Raw genomic sequence first — 21777 nt, forward strand, 5'->3', positions numbered from 1 at the left:
AGGGCCACGCGGTATCGCGCGCCGGCGCGGCGCTTGGTTTTGTGGGCATATGGGAGGGGGTGCGGATTGTCGGAGTTCATGATGTATCGCACCAGAAAGATGATGGCCGGGGCGGCGAAACAGGCGCAACAGTGATTCCTGTCCTACGCATGGGACGCCGGCAGTCAGGGCATTCGTAGGATTGCCCGGGCTGTGATTTGCCTGCCTGCGACCGCTCCCCTGCTGATGATGGTTGATCGAGGATCTGCCTGCAGAGGCCGATACGATCCCGTCGGTGGCTATTGGCGAGAAAGCCGAAGTGGCGCATGCGGTGGAAGCCGTCCGGGAGCACGTGTAGAAGAAAACGCCGGATGAACTCGTGCGGGTCAAGGCGCATGATCTTCTCGCGGTCGCGACCCTTGCCACGGTAATCCTTCCATCGGAAGGCAACGTGGTCATCATCGACCTCGACGATGCGGCTGTTGGCGATGGCAACACGATGGGTGTAGCGGTACGAGATAGGCGAGCACCTGGTCGGGGCCGCCGAACGGTGGCTTCGAATAGACGACCCATTCGACGCGGCGCGCACGCGCGAGATGGCGGGTGAACGCCTCGTCATCGTTGAGATGGCTGAGTTCGTTGGAGAAGCGGAGTTCACCGTGAGCGAAGTCTCTAGCAAGGGCCGTCAGAAAGAGCCGCCGAAACAGCCGCGACAGTACGCGCACGGGCAGAAAGAAGCCCGGCCGGCATGCCACCCACCTAGATCTGTCGGGCGAGAGACCGCCGCCGGGCACGACGCAATGAACATGGGGATGATGGGTCATGGCCTGGCCCCAGGTGTGAAGCACGGCGACGATGCCGATCTCGGCGCCCAGCCGCTTGGGATCGGCGGCAACGGTCTGCAGCGTCTGGGCCACGATGCGCATCAGCAATGCATAGACGACCGCCTTGTTGTGGAAAGCGATCTCGGCGATGCCCGGTGGGAGCGTGAAGACCACATGAAAGTACGGGACCGGCAACAGATCGGCGACGCGTGCAGCGACCCACTCCTTGCGGGCCGCGCCTTCGCACTTCGGGCAATGGCGATTGCGGCAGGAATTATAGGAGATGCGGGTCCTGCCGCAATCGTCGCAGGCATCGACGTGACCGCCGAGCCTCGGCGTCCGGCAGGCTTCGATCGCGCCCATGACGCGTCGTTCGCCGCGGCCAAGATGACCGGCGTTCTCACGTCTGTAGGAGCTCCCATGTCGCCGAAAGATGTCGGCGACTTCGAAGGTGGGACGCAACCGATCACGATTCCGGCGGTGTCACCTCCAGTCGTAACCGATCGAGCGGACTGGCCGTCGACCGGATCGTGTCGGTAGAGACCTGCGTATAGCGCGCTGTCGTGGAGAGGTGGGCGTGACCGAGCAGGACCTGGATGATGCGGATATCGGTCCCGTTCTCGAGCAGGTGAGTGGCAAAGGAATGCCGCAACGTATGGACGGTGACGTGCTTGGAAAGACCCGCCGCCGCAACCGCCGAACGGCAGGCGGAATGCAGCACCGACGGCGCGATCGGCTTGTCTGGATCGCGCCCAGGAAACACAATGTCCTTGGGCCGCGCCAACCGCCAATAGCTGCGCAGGATCCCGAGCAGTTCCGGCGACAGCATGACGTAGCGGGCTTTGCCGCCTTTGCCACGCGTGATGTGGATCACCATCCTTGAGCTGTCGATATCGTTGGCGCGAAGACCACAGACCTCCGAAACCCTCAGGCCGGCGGCATAAGCCGTTGTCAGAGCCACCCGCGCCTTCAAGCTGGAGACGGCTTGCAGAAAGTCGACCACCTCGTCGCTCGAAAGAACAACCGGCAACTGGCGTGGCTCGCGCGCATACGGAATATGCTCCGGGATCGTATTCTGGCCGAGCGTCACGCCATAGAGGAACCGGAGGGCGCAGACGATCTGGTTCAATCCGGACCAGGAGATGCCCGTCGACACAAGGTGAACCTGGAAGGCGTGGACCTCGTCCAGGCCGAGCCGAGCCGGTGATCGGCCGAAATGGCGGCTAAACTTTGCGACTGCATAAAGATAGGATTGCTGCGTGGCCGGAGAAAGATTGCGGACCGTCATGTCCTCGATCATCCGGCGACGCAGAGGGCTCATCTCGGCCATCTGGATCTCCTGTCTGAAGGGTGGGTTTGCAACACCCAAATCCTCTCAGACAGGAGACATCTCTCAAAGAGGCCACCAATTGCCGCGACTAGCGGCTTAGTTCAATCTTAGTTCAATCCGGGCTCATCGCGCGCACCGTTCCGAGATGATGACGCGCACCATTCCGACAAGTCTCCGCGCAGCATTCCGATTTGATCGCGCGCAGTAAGACGATGTCGTGGGGCCTGATCGTTGGGGTTATTTCTCCAGGTGGAAGCAACGCCATGGAGAAGTGAATTGCCGACGAGGAGACTCCTGATGCGCCAGGTGCGCGAGATTTTGAAACTGCGGCTGGATGTTGGTCTTTCGGGCCGCGTCATCGCCCAGCAACTGGGCGTCGGGGAGACTTCGGTCCGCGACACGTTAAAGCCTGCGGCTACCTTTTTCCCACTCCCTGCGCTTCGAGAATTCCCGGAAACCCGCCTGGGAGCGGCGCTATGCTGATTTCTCCGATACTCTTCATTTTTCGCTGATCTTGCCTTGGTCGCTGGCACTCGCACCGGGATGAACGCCGGCCAGGTCCCCCTCGCTGCCCGCCCCTCACGGCATAGCGGTTAGGACGGGTTAATTGGTTTCTCTGCGTTACGCGTCCAGCCAGTTTTCGAGCTTCAGTCCGGGATACGCCAGGAAGTCGCGCGTGTTGTTGGTCACCAACACCGTGTTGAGAGCGATTGCATGCGACGCGATCAGTTTATCGAGATGATCTTTCTTCCGGTCTCTTGTCGCCATTCGAACCGGACCATAGGCACGCGCTGCTGCAATCCCAAACGGCTCTACCGTGATCAGCTCGGCCAGGGCTGCGAGATTATCAAGTTCCTGTGCGGGATCATCGGATGCGGATACACCATACTCGAGTTCGGCGAAGGTGACGGCGGACATGACCACGTCCCCCACATAGCAACTGGCAAAGCGGCGGCCGACCTGCTCCGGCTGGTTTTTCATCAGGTAGATACACATGTTCGTATCGAGCATGTAGCGCGCCATCAGATCTTATCCCGCTCGTCTTGCTCATGGGACTCTCTTCCGTCACGCATAAAGTCCGGTGAGAAGCGGGCGAATACATCCAAAACGCCGGCCAGGGAGCGATGCACAGGACGGATGCGAAGCTCGTCGCCGACGCGCTCGATTTCCAACTCGACATCAGTCCGGTCAAACGCCAGTTCGGCCGGGATACGCACGGCCTGCGAATTTCCATTCTTGAAAGCTTTGGTGGTGTGCATGCTATGTTCCTCGTGTGTACGCGGATCAACAATAGCCGTTTATTGGTCAAATATACATCCCCCGTGTGCACGCTGACGATGTGTTTTTGGCTGTGGTGGGGGAGCATGAGGATTTGTGGGGCGGGCTGGGCTGGGGTATGTCGTCACGGCATCGTCAACTTAACGAAACGTGGAATTTGATGTGCGATGACGGGCTATGACGAACCGTGATCCGCTTTATCGCCGCCATCGCTTTCCCGCTGAAATCATTGCCCACGCCGTTTGGCTTTATTTCCGCTTCCCTCTCAGCCTGCGGATGGTCGAGGACATGCTGGCTTCGCGTGGGATCATTGTCTCGCATCAGACGGTCCGGCTGTGGGCGGAGAAATTCGGGCGGACCTTCGCCAACGACATCCGTCGTCGCTCATCCAGTCAACTCGGCGACAAATGGTATCTCGACGAGGTCGTCATTTCGATCCGTGGCAAGAAGCATTGGCTCTGGCGTGCCGTCGATCAGGACGGGTTTGTTCTGGAAGTTCTCGTGCAAAGCCGCCGCAATGCCAAGGCGGCCAAGCGCCTCATACGCAAGCAGGGCCGGGTGCCACGGGTGATGATCACCGACAAGCTTCGGTCCTACGATGCTGCAAAACGCGAGGTTATGCCCGGTGTCGAGCACCGCTCCCACAAAGGCCTGAACAATCGGGCGGAGAATTCCCACCAGCCAGTGCGGCGGCGAGAGCGGATCATGAAGCGGTTCAAGTCACAGCGACATCTACAACGCTTCGTCTCCATCCATGACCCGATTGCCAACCTGTTCCACATCCCGCGCCACGACATCACCTCCAGCCTTCATCGCGAACTGCGTGCGGCAGCGATGGACCTATGGAAGAAAATCGCTCAGGCATGACCGACAAAATAAGCCGGCGTCATGGTCTGTGGCCCCTTTGCCGTTAAGTTTACGATGCCGGCGCTCGTCGCTCTTGATGCACTTCAACGTTGGATAATCCAGTCTCCACTGTCCCGCCTGTCGAAATCGGGCAGGCCGTGCAGGGCTTCCTGTCCGGCCTCCCAAAAAGATGGTCATATGCTTGTTTTTCGCCGTCGTCTGGCGGTTCATTCGCGATGGATCCAGTCATCGACGGCGAGCACGCCATCGGGAACGCGGGCGAAGGCTTGGTCATGCGTGACGAGTGTCGCGTTGGTGGCGAGGGCATGGGCAGCGATCATCATGTCGAGCGCGCCCAAGGTGATGCCGGCCGAGGCGCAGGAGGCCCGCAAGTCACCATAGACGGTGGCGGCATGCTCATCCCACGGCAAGGCCTCGACGCGCAGCAGAAACTCGCGGATGACCGTGGCGAGGGCTGCGGGATGGCCCTTGCGAGCCAGGCCATAAAGCAGTTCCGCCTGAGTGACGACCGAGATGACAATGCTGTCCATGGGCAACACCACGAGTCGCTCACGGACCTCGGGCGGGTGTCCCTTGATGACGTAGCTCGCCATGTTGGTATCGAGCATGAAGCGGCTCAAAAGAGATGCCTGTCTTCGGCGGGGCGATCTTCACGATCGGCCATGAAATCGGCCGGCAGCTTGGTGCGGTTGGCCAGTTCGAAGAACTCCTCCCAGGACGCGGGCTTGGGCGACAGCACAACATCACCGCTCTGGGGGTCACGGCGAATGAAGACTTCGCAGCCTTGGAACCGAAACTCTCTCGGAAGCCGGACGGCTTGACTTCGCCCGGTGATAAATAGCTTTGCCGTAGCGGTCATGGAGATGCCCCTCCTAAACGGGCGTTAAAATACCTACCGGAAATATATATCCATGCGGGGTACATATCAATGATGACTATTATGCGAGTTACAACTGGTTCGTGCCCGGTCTTGTTTTCCAATTGCCGCGTATCCCGCGTCGTCACGGGCGTCAGATCAGCACAGTTGCGAAAAGGCGCAAACCGACATAAGGCCTGATATTGTTCCTGCCAAAATTATCCGGGTCTCGACGAGAAGCGAACCTTGGACGGCGGTGGCACTCCACCATCAAAGCAACAACAGCTTTTTCAGCACCGAGAAAACCTCCTTGTAGGGAAGCTTCGTTGCGCCGGCGATGGCGAAGGGGACGAGAGCAGCTGCGGCGACGGGAACGAAGGCTGTTCTGCTGACGAGCATGGTCGAAAGCTTCGCATTCGCGTCGTAAAGCTTGTATGGATCGGCGATCTCTTCATCCGGTTCCGGCGCCCGGTCCGCCAAGATGTTGCGGCCAATCGACTTACGCTCTGCCGAACGATAGAAACGCGTCGCCTGCGCGCCCAAGACAACCAACCCGCTTTCCTTTAGCCGTGCCAGAGGTGGTGTGAACGCCGACAGTGGATAGGCGAAGAAGGCAAGTACGATAATGAGCCAACCGGCCATCACGACGGTGAGCGTCGCTGCCGAAACCTCCCGGTTGACGAAATGTTTGGCGATCTGCGCCGCAATGGCACAACTTATGCCGAATACGAACAGCACATAGGCATTCGGATAGCGGGCAAGAAAGCCGAGGCCCGCCTTGCCGTCTGGATGATTGGCGACAAGCCTCAGCTCAAGCCGCGCAAGACCGCGCAGCAGGTGAGCCCAGACGAGGTGACGCCAGATCCCGCGCGTGAACAGAAAGACGAAAAGCGGCAGACTGAAACAGATCGACCACCATCCGGCAACAGTGATCCTGTTGCCCGTCGGCAGGTGCTCGACAGCCCAGGAGCCGGCTGGAAGGGCCTCAAAGTTCCCGTACGACAAAAAAGATGCACCGATTGCCAGAATGAGACAGACAAGTTCGGCTGTCCAGAGGTCGCGCCGACGCAGAGCTATTGCAACGAACGAAGCGGCCCGAGCCATGGAACTGGGCGCAATGATCGGCGCGAATGCCAGTTGCTTCAGTTTTGCACGCAGGGCTATTTCTACCTGCTGCTCGGCAAGAACGAAGGCGCCGATGCCGATGAAAAACTTTGACCATACGCTGAGATCGGCAAGATAGGCACCTTGCCCGTGATCCAGTGAGAAACTGCGCGGAAGGCCGAGCAGGAATGGCACCGCCCAAGCGAGGGCGACAAACAGGGCAGCCCGCCGGCCTGCTCGCAGGCTGTTTTCACGCAGAAGCCGCAACTGGGCCTGCAACTGATAGAAGGGACCACCGTGGGAAACGAGGAAATCGCCGAAGCCGAGCGAAGGCGCGTGCCCCGCAGGAGCCGCTGCCTTTTGCGAAATTGGTTCTGTCATCGTACCCGCCCCGTTCTAGCCGAATTCACACCGGCACCTATGATTTTTTTGAAATTGTTCCTTAGGAAGGTTCGCCATCGGTGACGATCCGCCAAATGTTTGCCTGGACGACGAAATCAATCAGCATCGAAATGAGGATGGCGAAGGCAAAGGCCGCGCCGAGCTCGACCGTAAATGTGGGGTCTGAGTGATGAAACCGGGGCCGACGGCAGACATCGACATCGCGAAGACGGCAGCCGCCAAGGCGGAACGACGCGATTTGACAGACACCTGCGCTGGCTCCTCAGCCACTGCGGTGCTGTTGCGCAAAATCGCCGGCTGTTCCACGAGCCTCTCCTCATCTACGGCGACCCGTAAATGCCTCGGCCGTCAGGCTTTCCACTGAACGCTTGGGCGGGGACTGGTCGTTTCCTTAAGCTGTTGCACTCGCGGATCAGATTGTCCCCGCCGTGGATGACCCACTTCGCCGTGCTGGTTTCAAGCAGTTTCAGTCGCTGGCTGATCGCGTCGCATTGCGTGCCAAAAGTGCTCGATCACGGCTGTTCTTGCCCGGTCGTTTCCGCAAAACTCAGACGTTTCAACAGCACCCGACCTGGGAGAACGCTCGCCATTCAAAATTCGTCGCGAAGCGGCGCATCCCCTGTTTTCCAGCCGTACCACGTGTAATCCTGTGGCCTGTCGGCGAAATTCGGAAATTTTGCAGGGTCATAGCCACCATCCACCGAGACTGCGTGGAATGCATCGCTGGACCTTGCCCAGCCGTAGAAATACTGCGTGCCATACTTGGTGCCGTCGGCATTGTGGTAATCGGCGGTATAACCCTGCCAGGCAGCATCATAGGGACGCGACTTGTCCGCAATCGCTGCCGCCAACGGGCCTCCAACGCCAGTCAGAGCGCCTCCAAAAAATGCATACGCAACCATAAAGTTGCTATCGTCACTTGTCGTCAATTCTGGCTCGTGGGTTTTGATGTCAACGTAACTGCCGTCAGAGAACGTAAAACGACGCTGGTTTTCCGAGGTCTTGATCTCGCCCTGCTTGCCAAAGATATTGGCGCCCTTTCCGTGTTGAAAGAAGCGAGGCTGAGTATCCCAGCCCTGCTTGTACCCATCCGCCGCAGAGGCGACGCCTTCAGGTACACCTACACCGTCAGCTGATGCACCGGGAAGACCACATGCCCCGGAACTCGCTGCACCGCCGGAGCCAGATGCCCCCGGCCCACTTTGATAGTCGAGCCGTCCCTGAGGACTATTCCTGATCGCCTGTCGTTGGTTTTCCGCGATCTCGAGCCCCTCGAGCGGCCGGCCGCGCGTCAGGCACGCAACAGCATTGGCGGCGATAGCCTCAAGCGGTTTTGGCTGTTTCGGTTTTTCTCTAGCGCGCCTGGCCGCAGCTTGCGCGTCCTGCGCCTCACTCGGCGTCATGGCATTTGCGCGCGGCCTCATTGGGTTGTTATTGATGCCGTCCATCCACACTCCTGCGCCTCGCATGCAGCAAGGTCCCGTCAGTTGATCTGCGGGTGGATAGACGCCCGGACCAGGGCTTATAGTTAAGTCAAGTTTTTTGATAGTGCGGACGTCAGGGCACGCTGCGATCTGATTGCACCGGAAAATCGCTCCGTCTATGTTCTGCATTGCTTCCAAAAGAGTGCTTTGCTGATCCGCATTTTCCGCGGGTCCTGCCATATTCGACCGTGTCTATCTCGGACGATCACGACAGTTCGCACAACGCCCTCGCCGAGATTCCGCTTGCATCTTCCGGGGCGTCCACACACATCCCAATCCTTCCAAGCCCCCCAACCCTGCGCGGTCGCGCGGCCGTACCAGACGCGCACCCGCACTTTATCGGCGGCAAGCTCCTCGACAATGGAAACCGTGAAGCATCCGCCCATGCCTGACGGCGTATCGAAAACCTCGACGTTGCGGCGCTGGTGTCGCATGTCCGCTCCTCCTACAGATTGAAATGAGCGACAAGCGCCTGATTGGGGTGGGAGCAAGATCTGCTCCCCCAGACACGCTAAGGTCGAACGGACGGTGAACATCATGCAGCGCGCAGGATTTTTCCGGGAAGCCGCAAGGGCCTGAAGCCCTCGGACATCTGCTGCTCTGTGTCCCAGGAATAGATGCCTGTGAGATTTATATGCTCCCAACTGAGCGGTGAGACGTGCTTCAGCAGTTCGTTGGGAATATATCGGCCCCGTTGGCTCAGATGGGCCGTTGCCCGGCTGAGATAGACGGTGTTCCAATGGACGATGGCGCTGACCACGAGGTTGAGGCCGGAAGCACGGAATGCCTGACTGTCAAAGGAGCGATCACGGATTTCGCCGCGCTCGTGGAAGAAGACAGCACGCTTGAGCTTGTGCGCGGCTTCGCCCTTGTTGAGACCGGCCTGACAGCGCCGCCGCAATGCTGAGCTGGAATACCATTCGATCATGAACAACGTGCGCTCGATGCGGCCGAGTTCGCGCAACGCTTTGGCCAGATCGCTGGATTTCGACGACGCGGAGAACTTCTTGAGGATCGCCGATGGCGCGACGGTGCGCGCCGTGATCGAGGCGGCAAGGCGCAGGAGTTCGTCCCAATGTTCCATAATGAGCGCGGTGTTGATCGGCACGCCGATATGATCTGCCAGCGCCGGATAGGCATCGGCCTTCTCGAAGGTATGGAATTTCCGGTCCTTGATATTGCGAAGTCGGGGCGCGAAGCGCTTGCCGATCAGGCAGAACAGCGCAAAAACATGATCGCTCGCCCCGCCGGTATCCGTGAACAGCTCCTCGATCTCCAGAATCGTGTCGTGGTCGAACAGGCCGTCGAGCACTCGCTCTCGGTTGGGCTGATCGGTAGGATGCTGTAATAGCCGTATTGGTCGGAAAGCCCGCTGTAGAATTTCGATCCCGGCTCGCTGCCATAATGCAGGTTGATGTCGCTGCGCATGGCGGCCCGGTCGCTGGCGCGGAAGAATTGCCCATCGGATGAGGCCGTCGTTCCGTCGCCCCAGATTTGCGAATGTGGATGGCGCGTATGGGCATCAGTGACGGACGCCTGCACGGCCCGATAGGTTTCGGAGAGGGCATGGAAGCTGCGCATCTAGCCGATCTGGTGGGCGCTGATCCCCTTCGACGCCCCCGCCATGCGTTTCGGGCCGAGATTCGTGCCATCGGCAAGCACGCCGGCCAGCATGGCGGCGATGTTCTGCGGCGCATCTCGGGGTCGGATCCGGTTGAGGGCGAAATGACACCCTAAGCGCTATTTTTCAGTTTTGGCTAGTTATTGGTCAGGTCGTCCGGGTAGTGACCGCCCCTCTGGACAAACTGGCCCCAGGTTTCCTCGCCTCGTTTCGAGACGACCCGGTGTGCGGGAACATCGGACGCTTCTTCGATGAGACCGAGGCGCATGAGCGGGGCGATCGTTCTGTCGCCGAACAGTTTCTCATAAGTCCGCTCCTGCAAGTCGAGCATCCACCCTGGCGTTCCACGTTCGGTGATGGCAGGAACAAGGCGTCCGCCAGAGGGCGGTCGGTCGCCACGCGACAGGGTGAACAGGCAAATGGTCCAGAAGGCGTCTCTCGGTCGGGGTGGTATCAGCGCCCATTTCACCGGTCCGCTGTCTGATTGCGCGACTACGGGAGCAGGCCCGTTTTCACCGTCATGGATTCCCTCTCGGTATGCCCTCTCGAGCGCATTGGCAATCGCACCTGCGGTATCGACGGAAAGCCCGTATTTCCGGTTGTGGCGGTCCTTCGCGACGATCTCCCGTGCAATTTCCCTGAAGCGGGCCTTACGATATGGATCGGCTGGGGTGCGCCCTGATCGCTTGTTCATGGTGAGGTCTCTATCATTGGAGCCAGGGAAAGTCTGTTGCGCTTGACGATGTCAGCGACGGTGTTTTTGCTGATACCGAGATCGCGAGCGATCCAGCGGTAGCTCCGGCCTTTGGCGTTCAGGGTCATGACCTTCGATGCGAGCCGATCTGATTTCGGTCGCTCACCAGCCTGACGGCCGAGCTTTTTGCCGCGTGCTTTTGCTGCGGCGAGGCCGGATTTGACCCGTTCACTGATCAGGTCACGTTCGAACTCCGCAATGCCGGCGAGGAAGGTCGCCAGCATCCGCCCATGCGGCGATGACAAGTCGAAGGCCATGCCGTTCATGGCGATGACGGAAACCTTCCAGCTTTCCAGTTCCCGCAGCGTGTTGAGCAGGTCGATTGTCGATCGTCCCCATCTCGACAATTCGGTGACCAGTATCGCATCGACCTGCCTGACCTGGGCGAGAGCCAGGACCTTCTTGCGTTCGGCGCGGTCGAGTTTCGCACCGGAGCCTGTTTCCTTAAAGGTCGCCACCACCTCGTAGCCAGCACGAGTTGCGAACGCGGCCAGGTCGCGCTCCTGCCGTTCGCACGACTGATCAGCTGTCGAAACGCGGCAGTAGATGGCGGCACGTTGTCCCAATTGAACCCCCGTGGATTTTGGTGCCGGAAGGCCTTGATTTACAAGGCCTGATTGTTAGGGACAGTTACGGCATGCCACGGCGACATATTCTCACCGAACGACAGCGCTCGGTGCTCTTCGATCTGCCGACCGACGAACTCTCGTTGCTCAGACACTACACGCTGGCCGACGACGACCTTGAACATATCCGGGAACGGCGCAGGCCGGAGAACCGGTTCGGGTTCGCTTTACAACTATGTGCGCTTCGCTATCCCGGTCGGGCGCTCGCGCCAGGAGAGCTGATCCCGCAAGAGGTCTTGTCTTTTATCGGCGCTCAACTCGGCATTCCGGCTGACGCGATTCTCACCTATGCCACTCGCCGCCAGACCCGCCAGCAGCATATGGAAGCCTTACGCGAGATCTACGGCTACAAGGCGTTCGCGGGCCGTGGCGCACGTGATTTGCGAGACTGGCTTTTCGATCAGGCCGAGGATGCGAGGTCGAACGAGGATCTGGCGCAGCGCTTCGTCGCGCAATGCAGGAGAATGGTGACCATCCTGCCGGCGGTGTCAACGATCGAGCGTCTGTGCGCCGATGCTCTCGTTGCGGTCGAGCGACGCATCGAGGCACGGATAGCGGAAAGGCTCGATTTTAATGCGCGCGAGCGACTGGACGGGCTTCTGACCGAAATGGTGGACGGAAACATCAGCCGTTTCATCTGGCTTCGCCAGTTCGAGGTCGGCAGCAATTCCGCGTCAGCGAACCGCTTGCTTGATCGGCTGGAGTTCCTGCGCGGTCTGGAGATCGATCCTCAGATCGTCGTAGGTATCCCGCCACACCGCATCGCGCGTCTGCGTCGGCAGGGCGAGCGTTACTTCACGGATGGCCTGCGCGACATCAGTTCGGATCGGCGATGGGCGATCATCGCCGTCTGCGCCGTCGAGTGGGAAGCCGCGATCGCCGACGCCGTTATCGAGACCCACGACCGTATCGTCGGGAAAACCCGGCGAGAGGCGAAACGGCTCCATGACGAGCGGATTGCCGGTTCCAAGGTGGCGGTCACTGATACGCTTCGCGCATTCACCGCGTTGGGAGCGTCGCTGCTGGAAGCTCGCGACGATGGCATTCCGCTGGAAAATGCAATGGCAGGATCGGCAGAATGGCATCGGCTTGAACAACTGGTCGCGGCAGGGACGCAACTCACCAATACATTGGCGGATGAACCATTGGCCCATGTCGGACAAGGGTATCATCGGTTCCGCCGATACGCGCCGCGGATGTTGCGATGCCTGAAGCTGAAAGCTGCACCCGTGGCCGAGCTATTGATTTTAGCCGCAAAAGCTATCGGCGCGATGCGCATATTGCCCTCGGCCGACGCATCTTTCCTTCGGCCAAATTCGAAGTGGCAACGCCATCTCCGCGCGCAAGATGGAAGCGACAGTCGTTTATGGGAGGTCGCGGTCCTGTTCCATCTCCGCGATGCTTTCCGATCGGGAGACATATGGCTGGATCATTCCCGCCGATACGGTGATCTAAAGCAGGTCCTCGTGCCATTAGCCTCGGCGCAGTCGAACGCCAGACTGGCAGTTCCTCTTGATCCTCAGGCCTGGCTGACTGATCGCAAAGCCCGTCTTGCGGACGGCTTGAAGCGGTTGGCGCGTGCCGCTCGCGATGGGACTATTCCCCATGGCAGCATTGAAGATGGAACGCTGCGGATCGACCGGCTGACCGCAGACGTTCCCGAAAACGCAGAGGAACTGGTTCTCGATCTTTATCGTCGGATGCCGCCGGTGCGGATCACAGACATCTTGCTGGAGGTTGATAAGGCGATCGGTTTCTCCGACGCCTTCTCCCATCTGAGAACAGGAGCGCCATGCGCCGACCGGGTCGGCTTGTTGAACGTCCTGCTTGCGGAGGGACTGAACCTCGGCCTTCGTAAAATGGCGGAAGCCTCGAACACGCATGATTACTGGCAGCTCTCACGCCTCGCCCGCTGGCATGTCGAGAGCGAGGCTATGGACCAGGCACTGGCAATGGTCGTAGCCGCGCAGGGGAAGCTGCCGATGTCCCGGTTCTGGGGCATGGGGACGACGGCATCGAGCGATGGCCAGTTCTTCCCATCGGCACGACAGGGCGAGGCCATAAACATGATCAACGCGAAGTACGGCAATGAACCTGGCTTGAAAGCCTACACGCACGTCAATGACCAGTTCGCGCCCTTCGCGTCGCAGGCTATTCCAGCAACGGTCAGCGAAGCACCGTACATCCTCGACGACTTGCTGATGAATGAGGCAGGTGGGCAGGTTGGGGAACACTATGCCGATACGGCCGGCTTCACGGATCACCTTTTCGGCATCAGCGCCATGCTTGGCTATCGCCTCATCCTGCGTATTCGTGATTTGCCGTCGAAACGGCTCTACGTGTTCAATCCTGCAGCAATACCGAAGGATTTGCGCGGCCTGGTCGGCGGCAAAATTCGGGAAGAGCTGATCGTCGGAAATTGGCCCGATCTATTCGGGTGCGCCGCCACGATGGCTGCCGGCAAGATCAGACCGAGCCAGTTACTCCGGAAACTCGCGTCCTATCCCAGACAGAACGAATTGGCGGCGGCACTGCGCGAGGTAGGACGCGTCGAACGTACTCTCTTTATCATAGAGTGGATCCTCGACGCCGATATGCAGCGCCGCGCCCAGATCGGCCTCAACAAGGGCGAGGCTCATCATGCACTCAAGAATGCCTTGCGCATTGGCAGGCAGGGTGAAATCCGGGATCGAACCGCGAGCTATGACGGAAACTGGGTGATGACGGTTTGATGAGGGCGGCGTATCGAGGCGGGTGACAAGCCTGCCAGAACCTCATGAAAGAGCGATACGCCATGAAGACAGATAGCACTGTTGTTTCCTTTCCGCATCCCGAGACGCTCGATGATCCCCTGACATCGGTTCTACGCGAAGGCGCGCGCCGGCTTCTGGCACAGGCCGTGGAGGCGGAAGCCGAGGCGTTTCTTGCGGCCATGGCCAGCGAACGCCTGAGCGATGGGCGGGACCGGGTGGTGCGGCACGGCCATGGGCCTGAAAGAACGATCCAGACGGGGATCGGTCCGGTTGCGGTGCGCCGCGTCAAGCTGCGCGACCGGGCTTTGGAGACTTGCGGCGAGGATCGCATCACCTTCACGTCGGCGATCCTGCCGAAGTGGGCACGACGCACGAAGAGCCTCGACGCTCTGCTGCCGGTCCTTTACCTGCGCGGCATCTCGACCGGCGATTTCCAGGAGGCGCTTGCCGCCTTACTCGGCAAGGACGCACCGAACCTGTCCCCCTCGGTGATTGGCCGGCTGAAGGAGGAGTGGCAGGCCGACTATGATCGCTGGCAACGCCGCGACCTGTCAGCCCGCCGCTACGTCTACATCTGGGCCGACGGGGTCTATCTTCAGGCACGCATGGAGGACGATGCCGCTTGCATGCTGGTCGTCATCGGCGCGACGCCGGAAGGCAAGAAGGAACTTGTCGGCTTTCAAGTCGGCGTGCGCGAAAGCACCCAGAGCTGGCGCGAGCTGCTCGTCGGGCTGAAGGCCCGCGGGCTTTCGATTGCGCCAGAAATTGCCGTGGGCGACGGCGCGCTCGGCTTCTGGAAGGCGCTGGAGGAGATATTCCCTTCGACCCGCCATCAACGGTGCTGCCAACACAAGCTCCTCAACATCCTCAACAAGGTGCCGAAGTCGGTGCAGCCGAACATGAAGGCCGATCTCAGGGAGGTCCGCGATGCCCCGGATCGGGCAACCGCCGAGGTCGCGATCGCCGTCTTCGTCGACAAATACAAGGCCAAATATCCCAAGGCCGTCAACTGCCTGACGAAGGACCACGAGGCATTGCTGACCTTCTTCGACTTCCCGGCCGAACACTGGGACCATCTGCGCACCTCGAACCCGATCGAAAGCGTCTTCGCCACCGTCAGGCACCGCACGGTGCGAACCAAGGGAGGCCTGTCCCACAACACAGCACGGCTCATGGTCTTCAAGCTCGTCATGAGCGCCGCCAAAACCTGGCGCCGGCTGAAGGGCGAAAATCAGTTGCCAAAGGTCATCGCCGGCGTCAAATTCACCGACGGTGTCGCCGAAACGACGACCCCTGACCATCGCGCCGCCTGATCGGCCTCGTCACCCATTTCCCGCCATAGCTCCAGGCAAGAGGTGGCTCGGGAAAATTGGACAGGTCGTTAAGTGGAATTTCTGGCTGAGAGCGGCGAGAGTGCCGTAACAGGAGAATCACTTGAGCAGACGACCCCGCCGAAACCACAGCGCAGCCTTCAAGGCGCGTGTAGCCCTTGCTGCGATCCAGGGGGAGAAGACGTTATCGGAGCTTGCGCAACAATACGACGTTCACGCCAACCAGATCACGACGTGGCGAGATCAGGCGCTTGCGGGCATGACGGCGATCTTCGACACGGGATCAAAGCCGTCGGAGCCTGCGGTGGATGTAAAGACGCTGCACGCCAAGATCGGGGAGCTTTCGCTGGAGAACGATTTTTTATCCGGCGCGCTCACCAAGGCGGGACTGTTGGGGAGCGTAAAGAAATGATCGACCGCGATCACGAACTGTCCATCACCCGCCAGGCCCGAGCTTTGGGGATCAGTCGCAGCATCGTCTACTACATGCCACAACCGGCGTCGCCGGCGGATCTTGCGCTGATGCGTCGGATCGACGAGCTGCATCTGGACTACCCGTTCGCGGGCAGCCGGATGCTGCAGAAGCTTCTGACGCGCGAAGGCGTTTGACGTCGGCCGACTGCATGTGCGGACCCTGATGAAACGCATGGGGATCGCGGCGCTTTACCGCAAGCCGCGCACGTCAGCACCCGGCGATGGGCACAAGATCTATCCCTATTTGCTGCGCGCTCTGAAGGTCGATCGGCCCAACCAGGTCTGGGCAACGGATCTGACCTACATCCCGATGGCGCGCGGGTTCTGCTATTTGATCGCCATCATCGATTGGTTCACGCGCAAGGTTCTGTCGTGGCGGTTGTCGATCACCATGGACGCTGCGCCATGCGTCGAGGCTCTCGAGGAAGCGCTGGCCTGCTACGGCAAGCCCGAGATCTTCAACTCGGATCAGGGCAGCCAGTTCACCAGCCACGACTTAACCAAGGTGCTGCTCGACCACAAGATCAAGATCAGCATGGACGGCAAGGGTGCCTGGCGGGACAATGTCTTCGTCGAGCGGCTGTGGCGGTCGGTGAAATACGAAGAGGTCTACCTCAAGGCCTACGACAGCGTCCGCCAGGCCCGTGCATCGATCGGAAAGTATCTCGACTTCTACAATCAGAGACGGCCACATTCGAGCCTTGACGGCAAGACTCCGGATGAGGCCTACTTAACCCCGACACCGCTGCCCGAAGCGGCTTAACCACAGGCAGGATTCCACTTAAAAACCGGGAAGACCTGTCCAAACAAACCGAGCCACCTCTCTACACCAACTGATGGGAGTACGTCATGCCAAGCTGATAGCTGCTTGTGGGTGCAAGTCCCATCCGGCCAAAGCCATAGCGGGCAAGCCGGGACCGAGTCTTGCGGGCGTCGCGGTAACGCGGGGTCTGAAGTGTAGACAGGAGCCATGCGGGGTGCGGGAATGAGCCTCGAAAGGTGGATGTTCACGGAGGCCGAGTGTGTTCCCTAAACACGAAGGCAACATGAGTATTGTCGCTACGCGAGATGATACCGCTCCGTCGGGGTCGATGGCCGGATCACGCATGGAAGGTAGTTATCGGAACATGAGAGGCCCGACCGGGTCCGCCAGATTGGTCTCTGGCGGGGGTCAGCAACAAGGCAATGCCAGAGTTGCCGACCGAGCTGAGGTCGGGAGTCGGACTGGTTCATAGTACCCATGAAACCGTCGAAGGAAACGAGACGTGCGGAGGGAAGGGACCAGCCCGAGAGGATTCCGCAAGGGGAGGCCAGGATCCGGACGCAGAGCCGGGTTATCCTGATGCCCAACCTCGAGCGGGTGAACGCGGCGGCCAAACAGGCTGCCCAAACCCGGTTCACCTCGCTGCTGCATCACGTCGATCAGGCTGCCCTTCACCGGGCATTTAGACGACAGAAGCGGCAGGCAAGCGCAGGTGTCGATGGGATGACTGTGGCGAAGTACGAAGAAAGACTGGAGCAAAATCTCCATGATCTCTGCGATCGGGTCCACACGGGTCGCTACCGGCCACAGCCGGTGCGGCGTGTTTACATTCCCAAAGCCGATGGCGGAAAACGGCCACTTGGAGTGCCCGCTCTGGAGGATAAGATCGTCCAGGGCGCGGTCGCTGAAGTGCTCAGTGCCGTCTATGAGGCCGACTTCTGCGGTTTCTCCTATGGCTTCAGGCCGGGACGTAACCCGCACATGGCGCTGGATGCATTGCATACAGCGATCATGAGCCAACGTGTGAACTGGGTGCTCGATGCCGACATCCGCAGTTTCTTTGACTCGGTTGACCACGAGTGGTTGCTGCAGATGGTGGCGCATAGAATTGCCGATCCCCGTATCCTGCAACTTATTAAACTATGGCTGCGGGCCGGAATTCTTGAGAGCGGCGAGACGTATGAGACTGACAGGGGGACTCCGCAAGGGGCGGGCATCAGCCCGCTCCTCGCCAACATCTTCTTGCACTACATCCTTGATCTCTGGGTACATCAATGGCGTCGTCGCCATGCACGCGGCCGTATTGTGATCGTGCGCTATGCCGACGACTTCGTCATGGGCTTCGAGAAGAAGGATGATGCGCAGGAGATGCTCTTGGCCCTCAAGGAACGGCTAGGCGAATTTGGTCTGGCGCTCCATGAGGGGAAGACGCGGCTAATCGAGTTTGGCCGGTTCGCGGCTTTGTCTCGACAACGGCGTGGTGAGCGAAAACCAGAGACCTTCGCCTTCCTGGGCTTCATTCACTATTGTGGATTGACCCGTGATGGCCGGTTCATCGTAAAGCACAAGACGGAAGGGAAGCGCCTGACGCGAAAGCTCAAGGCGTTGCGCGAGGGGGCATGGCGGCACATGCACATGTCGTTGGCCACCCAGCACAAGTGGCTTGCCGCTGTGCTGCGTGGACACTACGGCTACTACGGCAGGCCACATAACTATCCCGCGCTCAACGGGTTCTATCAGCAAACACGCCGCATCTGGTTCCGCTGCCTCCGGCGGCGGAGTCAGAAAAGTCGGCGGATGGGTTGGTTGGAATTTGAAATCCTGACCGCACGCTTCACGCTGCCAGTCCCACACATTACTCGAACTTGGGCGCAGGCTCGGATATGACGCGGGTTACTCTCGGGAAGAGCCGGGTGCGTAATGTGGCGCCGGAAGATATGTTGCGCTCAAGCGCGGCGCCCAGCGTTTCCGCCGCGAAGGCGCTTTCGAGCGCCACATAACAAGGCGTCTATAGGGCGCGAAGGAAGTCCATCAGCCCGGGCTGGTCTCGCCAGCGTTTGGGTGGTTTTGCGTCGCTAGCAGGCGCGCACTTGGCCAGGGCTTTGGCCTTCATCTCGAAGTCGATTTCGGCATAGATGTTGGTGGTGTCGAGCGAGACATGGCCGAGCCACCCTCGGATCGTGTTGATGTCGACGCCGGCGCGCAACAGGTGGGTTGCCGTGGTATGTCGTATGGTATGCGGGCTGACCCGCTTTGTTGCCAATGCCGGGAACCTGGTCAAAAGCTTTGCGGCATGGCGTTCGACCATGGTGTGGATCCCGAAGCGAGTGATCGGCTGGCCCAGCCGATTCTGGAAAACGGGTTCAGTCGTTGACCGTCCGCCGATGAGTTTGGCGATTTCGGCGACGGTCGCCGGCCACAGAGGACAAAGGCGTTGCTTTCCCCCCTTTCCGCTGATTCTGACGCAAGCGGCACGGATGTCGAGGTCAGAGATCATCAGCTGGGCTGCCTCTGTCGCCCGGGCGCCAGAGTTGTAAAGGAACAGTAACAAGGCATGGTCGCGCCGACCTTGCTCCGTCCTTTGGTTCGGGGCGGCGAGCAGGGCGTCCATCTCCGGCTTGTCGAGGAAGGGAACGACAGCGCGGCCGGTTTTCTTGAACGGGATCGAGCGGATCTGACCCGACCATTCGATATGTTGCGGACTATGTTCGCCGACAAAGCCTGCGAGGGCGCGGATCGCCGCAAGCCGTTGGTTGCGGGTGGCGATGGTGCAATGGCGCGCGGCCTCGATCTCGGCGAGAAAGCGGACAACAAGATCGGCTGACACGTCGATGACTGCAAGGCGATCGACCGACGTCTTGCGTGTCTTGGCGATGAAGGGAATCAACAGGCTGAGCGCATCGCGATAGCTGTATTGCGTATTGCGGGCGAGATTGCGTTCGGCCACGACATGTTCGAGCAGGAAACGCCGGACCCACGGACCCAGCAGCGTATGGTCGCTCATGACAAGACCTCCATGGCATAGCGCTCAAAGCGGATGCTCGCTTCGCCAAGCAGGTCCGGAGTGAAGGCGAGGTAACGTTGTGTTCCGGCGATATGCACATGGCCGAGATAGGTCGACAATTGCGGCAATAGGCGCTGGACGTCGGCCCCGTCGCGGTACCAGGAAACGAGGCGATGAACGGCAAAGCTGGCGCGCAAGTCGTGAAGGCGCGGTTGATGTCGTGGGTTCCCGTCGTCGCGCATGACGCCGGCCTGGACACGGAGCCGGCAGAAGGCATTCTCGGCATTCTGGCGCGTGATTGCATCGCCGCGGCGGGAACGGAAGAGTGGCGCGTCGGGGTCGCTGCGGCGCCCGTCGACATACGGCGTCAAGACACGGCTCAAATCGCTACCAATGGGCACCAACCGGGTCTTGTAGAACTTGCTCTCTCGAATGCAGAGGATCCTTGCGTCAAGATCGACATTGGCTAGGGTCAGGGTGAGCGCTTCGCTGATGCGAAGTCCGGCGCCGTACAACACAAGCAGCAGGACCCGATAGGTTCCCGGGTCGATCAGGTTACGAGGATGATCGATTGCCGGGATGGCGTCGAGCAAGCGACGCAATTCGTCGCGAGAATAGATGTGAGGGACAAAGACCTGCTGCGGTTTGGGAATACGCCGTGGCAGCAGCGACCGTTCCTCGGTGTAGCCGCGGGCGATGGCAAATCTATAGAAGCCGTGAAGCACGCTGTGCTTGCGTTCCCAGAAACGGGTGATCGGGCCATTTCCGGCGAGAAAGGAGGCCACCTTGACGGCGCTGACGTCGCGCATGGCGACATCGCCCATGGCCCGGCAAAACGACCTGAGGGTGCGGGCTTCCGTCCGAAAGCGCATACCCATTGCCTGCTTATGGTCAACATAGCAGGCAACTGCCTCGGCGAGCTTCATAGCAGCCCCCGCAGGTCAAAATCTGCGACCTCGCGCAGACCGGTCAGGTCGACCTTGGCATAGATGCGTGTCGCATAGGCGCTGCGATGGCCGAGATGATCGCCGATCTCCTTCAAGCTAAGCCCGGTCGCGACCAGACGGCTGGCGCAGGAATGGCGGAGGCAATGCGGGCCACGGTGGTTGGGGACCTGAATGCCGAGCTGCGCCAAGCGGCTGCTGACCACATGGTACATGCCGCCGGGCGAAAGCGGCCGGAATGGCGCCTTGAGCGTCAGGAAGAGCTCGCGGCGCGCGCACCGCGGCCTGACGCTCTTGAGATACTGAAGGACAGCGTCGCCGACAGAAGTCACCAGCGGGTAGAATTGTGTGCGCCATTGCTTTCGTCGATTAACGGTGATGACTTCGTTCGTCCAATCCAGATCGTCAAGGCGCAACTGCCGCACTTCACCGCTTCGCAGACCGTAGATGGCGAATAACATGAGGATTGCACGGTCCCGGATGTCGCGCGCGTCTTCTCCGCCGGTGCTGGCGAGGAGCCGTTGCACATCGTCCCAGGCCGGGCCACCGGGCAGCCCTTCCTGTTTGAATAACCGCGGCGAGTCGATGGCCGCGGCGATCCCGCGGCGACACCACCCACGCTCCTCGGCATGTCGGAAGAAGGACCGCAGTGCGTTAGCGCTCGAGGTGACGGACACGCAGCACCAGCCTTCCTGGCCTTTCAAGCCGAGGAATGCATCAATATCGGCGATCGTGATTTGCGCGATCGAGGCCTTGCTCGGACGAGCCGTTTTAAGAAAGCAGTCGACATGCCAGCGTCGGTTCTGAACCGTCACCGGCGCCAGGCCGCGTTCATCACGCAAGTGCGTGACAAAGTCCTCGACGTCGGCCGAGAAGCCATCCGGCGCGTCGCGCGGCGTCTCGACCAAACGCCCCAGGAAGCGGAGCCAGGCGGTGGCCGTCTGAACGAACAGCTGTCGTGACCACCGTTCATCTCCCGCCCGACCTTGGGCAAGCTGGTGGGCGGCCCACCTTTGGGCCGCTGAGAGGATATCCTGAGGCGTGACCGGCCTGCCAGGTGCAAGATCGATCCATCGGGCGACAATCAGCAGTTCTCTGGCAATCCGCAGCAACGTGGCATGCGCAACCCCATCCACTGTGGCGCGATGCACGAGATAGCGCTGTCGCTCGTCAGCTGCCGGACCGGCTAGATGCCGTGCCAGAACCTTGGGGTAATTGAAGAGGGCGTCGAACATGATCGGAACTCCGGGTTTATGAGGAGGTCCGAACACTATCGGTCCGTTTGTTATGTGGCGCTCGAAAGCGCCTTCGCGGCGGAAACGCTGGGCGCCGCGCTTGAGCGCAACATATCTTCCGGCGCCACATTACGCATAAAATGTGGCC

The 21777-nt window shown here is 60.2% G+C and carries 16 protein-coding genes and 5 pseudogenes; 6 read left to right on the forward strand and 15 right to left on the reverse strand.

Annotation, left to right across the window (positions count from 1 at the left end; translation table 11 throughout):
- Positions 1-76 precede the first annotated feature (76 nt).
- Together OVA00_RS09700 and OVA00_RS09705 are read right to left on the reverse strand one after the other, a co-directional pair.
- Positions 77-1265, reverse strand: a pseudogene (locus OVA00_RS09700) (IS91 family transposase).
- Between the two features lie 4 nt (positions 1266-1269).
- Positions 1270-2133: a tyrosine-type recombinase/integrase gene (locus tag OVA00_RS09705; RefSeq protein ID WP_268088550.1), complete on the reverse strand. Its 864-nt coding sequence runs from the start codon at positions 2131-2133 to the stop codon at positions 1270-1272.
- 297 nt (positions 2134-2430) lie between these two features.
- Between OVA00_RS09705 and OVA00_RS09710 the strand changes: the two genes are divergently transcribed.
- On the forward strand, positions 2431-2616 hold the full coding sequence (locus OVA00_RS09710) for a hypothetical protein (RefSeq protein WP_268088723.1): 186 nt from the start codon (positions 2431-2433) through the stop codon (positions 2614-2616).
- 138 nt (positions 2617-2754) lie between these two features.
- On the opposite strand, the gene OVA00_RS09715 is transcribed toward OVA00_RS09710, so the two are convergent.
- Both OVA00_RS09715 and vapB read right to left on the reverse strand, forming a co-directional pair.
- Entirely contained in the window at positions 2755-3156 is a 402-nt protein-coding gene (locus OVA00_RS09715; RefSeq protein ID WP_268088724.1) for a type II toxin-antitoxin system VapC family toxin, read from the reverse strand.
- Entirely contained in the window at positions 3156-3392 is a 237-nt protein-coding gene (gene vapB, locus OVA00_RS09720; RefSeq protein ID WP_088197974.1) for a type II toxin-antitoxin system VapB family antitoxin, read from the reverse strand. The genes OVA00_RS09715 and vapB overlap by 1 nt, the downstream gene beginning before the upstream one ends.
- 196 nt (positions 3393-3588) lie before the next feature.
- Here vapB and OVA00_RS09725 point away from each other — a divergent pair, with 196 nt between their 5' ends.
- Complete coding sequence (locus tag OVA00_RS09725) at positions 3589-4278, forward strand: IS6 family transposase (RefSeq protein ID WP_268088725.1); 690 nt, start codon at positions 3589-3591, stop codon at positions 4276-4278.
- A 206-nt stretch (positions 4279-4484) separates the two neighbouring features.
- Here the strand turns inward: OVA00_RS09725 and OVA00_RS09730 are convergent, their stop codons facing one another.
- The 8 genes and pseudogenes from OVA00_RS09730 to OVA00_RS09765 all read right to left on the reverse strand — a co-directional run bounded on the left by OVA00_RS09730 (position 4485) and on the right by OVA00_RS09765 (position 11065).
- The gene (locus OVA00_RS09730; protein ID WP_268088726.1) at positions 4485-4898 is read right to left on the reverse strand and encodes a type II toxin-antitoxin system VapC family toxin; all 414 of its coding nucleotides are present in this window, start codon (positions 4896-4898) and stop codon (positions 4485-4487) included.
- Positions 4895-5137: an antitoxin gene (locus OVA00_RS09735; RefSeq protein WP_268088727.1), complete on the reverse strand. Its 243-nt coding sequence runs from the start codon at positions 5135-5137 to the stop codon at positions 4895-4897. Before OVA00_RS09735 ends, OVA00_RS09730 begins: the two co-directional genes overlap by 4 nt.
- Before the next feature lie 267 nt (positions 5138-5404).
- Positions 5405-6619: a hypothetical protein gene (locus OVA00_RS09740; protein ID WP_268088728.1), complete on the reverse strand. Its 1215-nt coding sequence runs from the start codon at positions 6617-6619 to the stop codon at positions 5405-5407.
- Positions 6620-6698: 79 nt separating this feature from the next.
- A pseudogene (locus tag OVA00_RS09745) lies at positions 6699-6910 on the reverse strand (hypothetical protein); the annotation flags it as partial.
- A 320-nt stretch (positions 6911-7230) separates the two neighbouring features.
- The gene (locus OVA00_RS09750; RefSeq protein ID WP_268088729.1) at positions 7231-8088 is read right to left on the reverse strand and encodes a hypothetical protein; all 858 of its coding nucleotides are present in this window, start codon (positions 8086-8088) and stop codon (positions 7231-7233) included.
- Between the two features lie 571 nt (positions 8089-8659).
- A pseudogene (locus OVA00_RS09755) lies at positions 8660-9834 on the reverse strand (Tn3 family transposase); the annotation flags it as partial.
- A gap of 47 nt (positions 9835-9881) precedes the next feature.
- Positions 9882-10439, reverse strand: a complete 558-nt coding sequence (locus tag OVA00_RS09760; RefSeq protein WP_268088704.1) for a hypothetical protein — start codon at positions 10437-10439, stop codon at positions 9882-9884.
- Positions 10436-11065, reverse strand: a complete 630-nt coding sequence (locus tag OVA00_RS09765) for a recombinase family protein (protein WP_268088570.1) — start codon at positions 11063-11065, stop codon at positions 10436-10438. Before OVA00_RS09765 ends, OVA00_RS09760 begins: the two co-directional genes overlap by 4 nt.
- A gap of 71 nt (positions 11066-11136) precedes the next feature.
- Here OVA00_RS09765 and OVA00_RS09770 point away from each other — a divergent pair.
- The 4 genes and pseudogenes from OVA00_RS09770 to ltrA all read left to right on the forward strand — a co-directional run.
- Positions 11137-13824 (forward strand): annotated as a pseudogene (locus OVA00_RS09770) (Tn3 family transposase); the annotation flags it as partial.
- Positions 13825-13919: 95 nt separating this feature from the next.
- Entirely contained in the window at positions 13920-15191 is a 1272-nt protein-coding gene (locus OVA00_RS09775; protein WP_268088851.1) for an IS256 family transposase, read from the forward strand.
- Between the two features lie 121 nt (positions 15192-15312).
- A pseudogene (locus tag OVA00_RS09780) lies at positions 15313-16446 on the forward strand (IS3 family transposase).
- A gap of 477 nt (positions 16447-16923) precedes the next feature.
- Positions 16924-18333, forward strand: coding sequence for a group II intron reverse transcriptase/maturase (gene ltrA, locus OVA00_RS09785; protein ID WP_134888011.1), 1410 nt, complete (start codon positions 16924-16926; stop codon positions 18331-18333).
- A gap of 121 nt (positions 18334-18454) precedes the next feature.
- Here the strand turns inward: ltrA and OVA00_RS09790 are convergent, their stop codons facing one another.
- The 3 genes from OVA00_RS09790 to OVA00_RS09800 all read right to left on the reverse strand — a co-directional run bounded on the left by OVA00_RS09790 (position 18455) and on the right by OVA00_RS09800 (position 21629).
- A complete protein-coding gene (locus OVA00_RS09790; RefSeq protein ID WP_268088731.1) occupies positions 18455-19450 on the reverse strand; it encodes a tyrosine-type recombinase/integrase in 996 nt (331 codons plus the stop codon).
- Positions 19447-20274, reverse strand: coding sequence for a tyrosine-type recombinase/integrase (locus tag OVA00_RS09795; protein WP_268088732.1), 828 nt, complete (start codon positions 20272-20274; stop codon positions 19447-19449). Before OVA00_RS09795 ends, OVA00_RS09790 begins: the two co-directional genes overlap by 4 nt.
- 98 nt (positions 20275-20372) lie before the next feature.
- The gene (locus OVA00_RS09800) at positions 20373-21629 is read right to left on the reverse strand and encodes a tyrosine-type recombinase/integrase (protein WP_268088733.1); all 1257 of its coding nucleotides are present in this window, start codon (positions 21627-21629) and stop codon (positions 20373-20375) included.
- Positions 21630-21777: the final 148 nt, after the last annotated feature.

It is taken from the genome of Ensifer sp. SL37, assembly GCF_026672675.1.
Taxonomy (GTDB): domain Bacteria; phylum Pseudomonadota; class Alphaproteobacteria; order Rhizobiales; family Rhizobiaceae; genus Ensifer; species Ensifer adhaerens.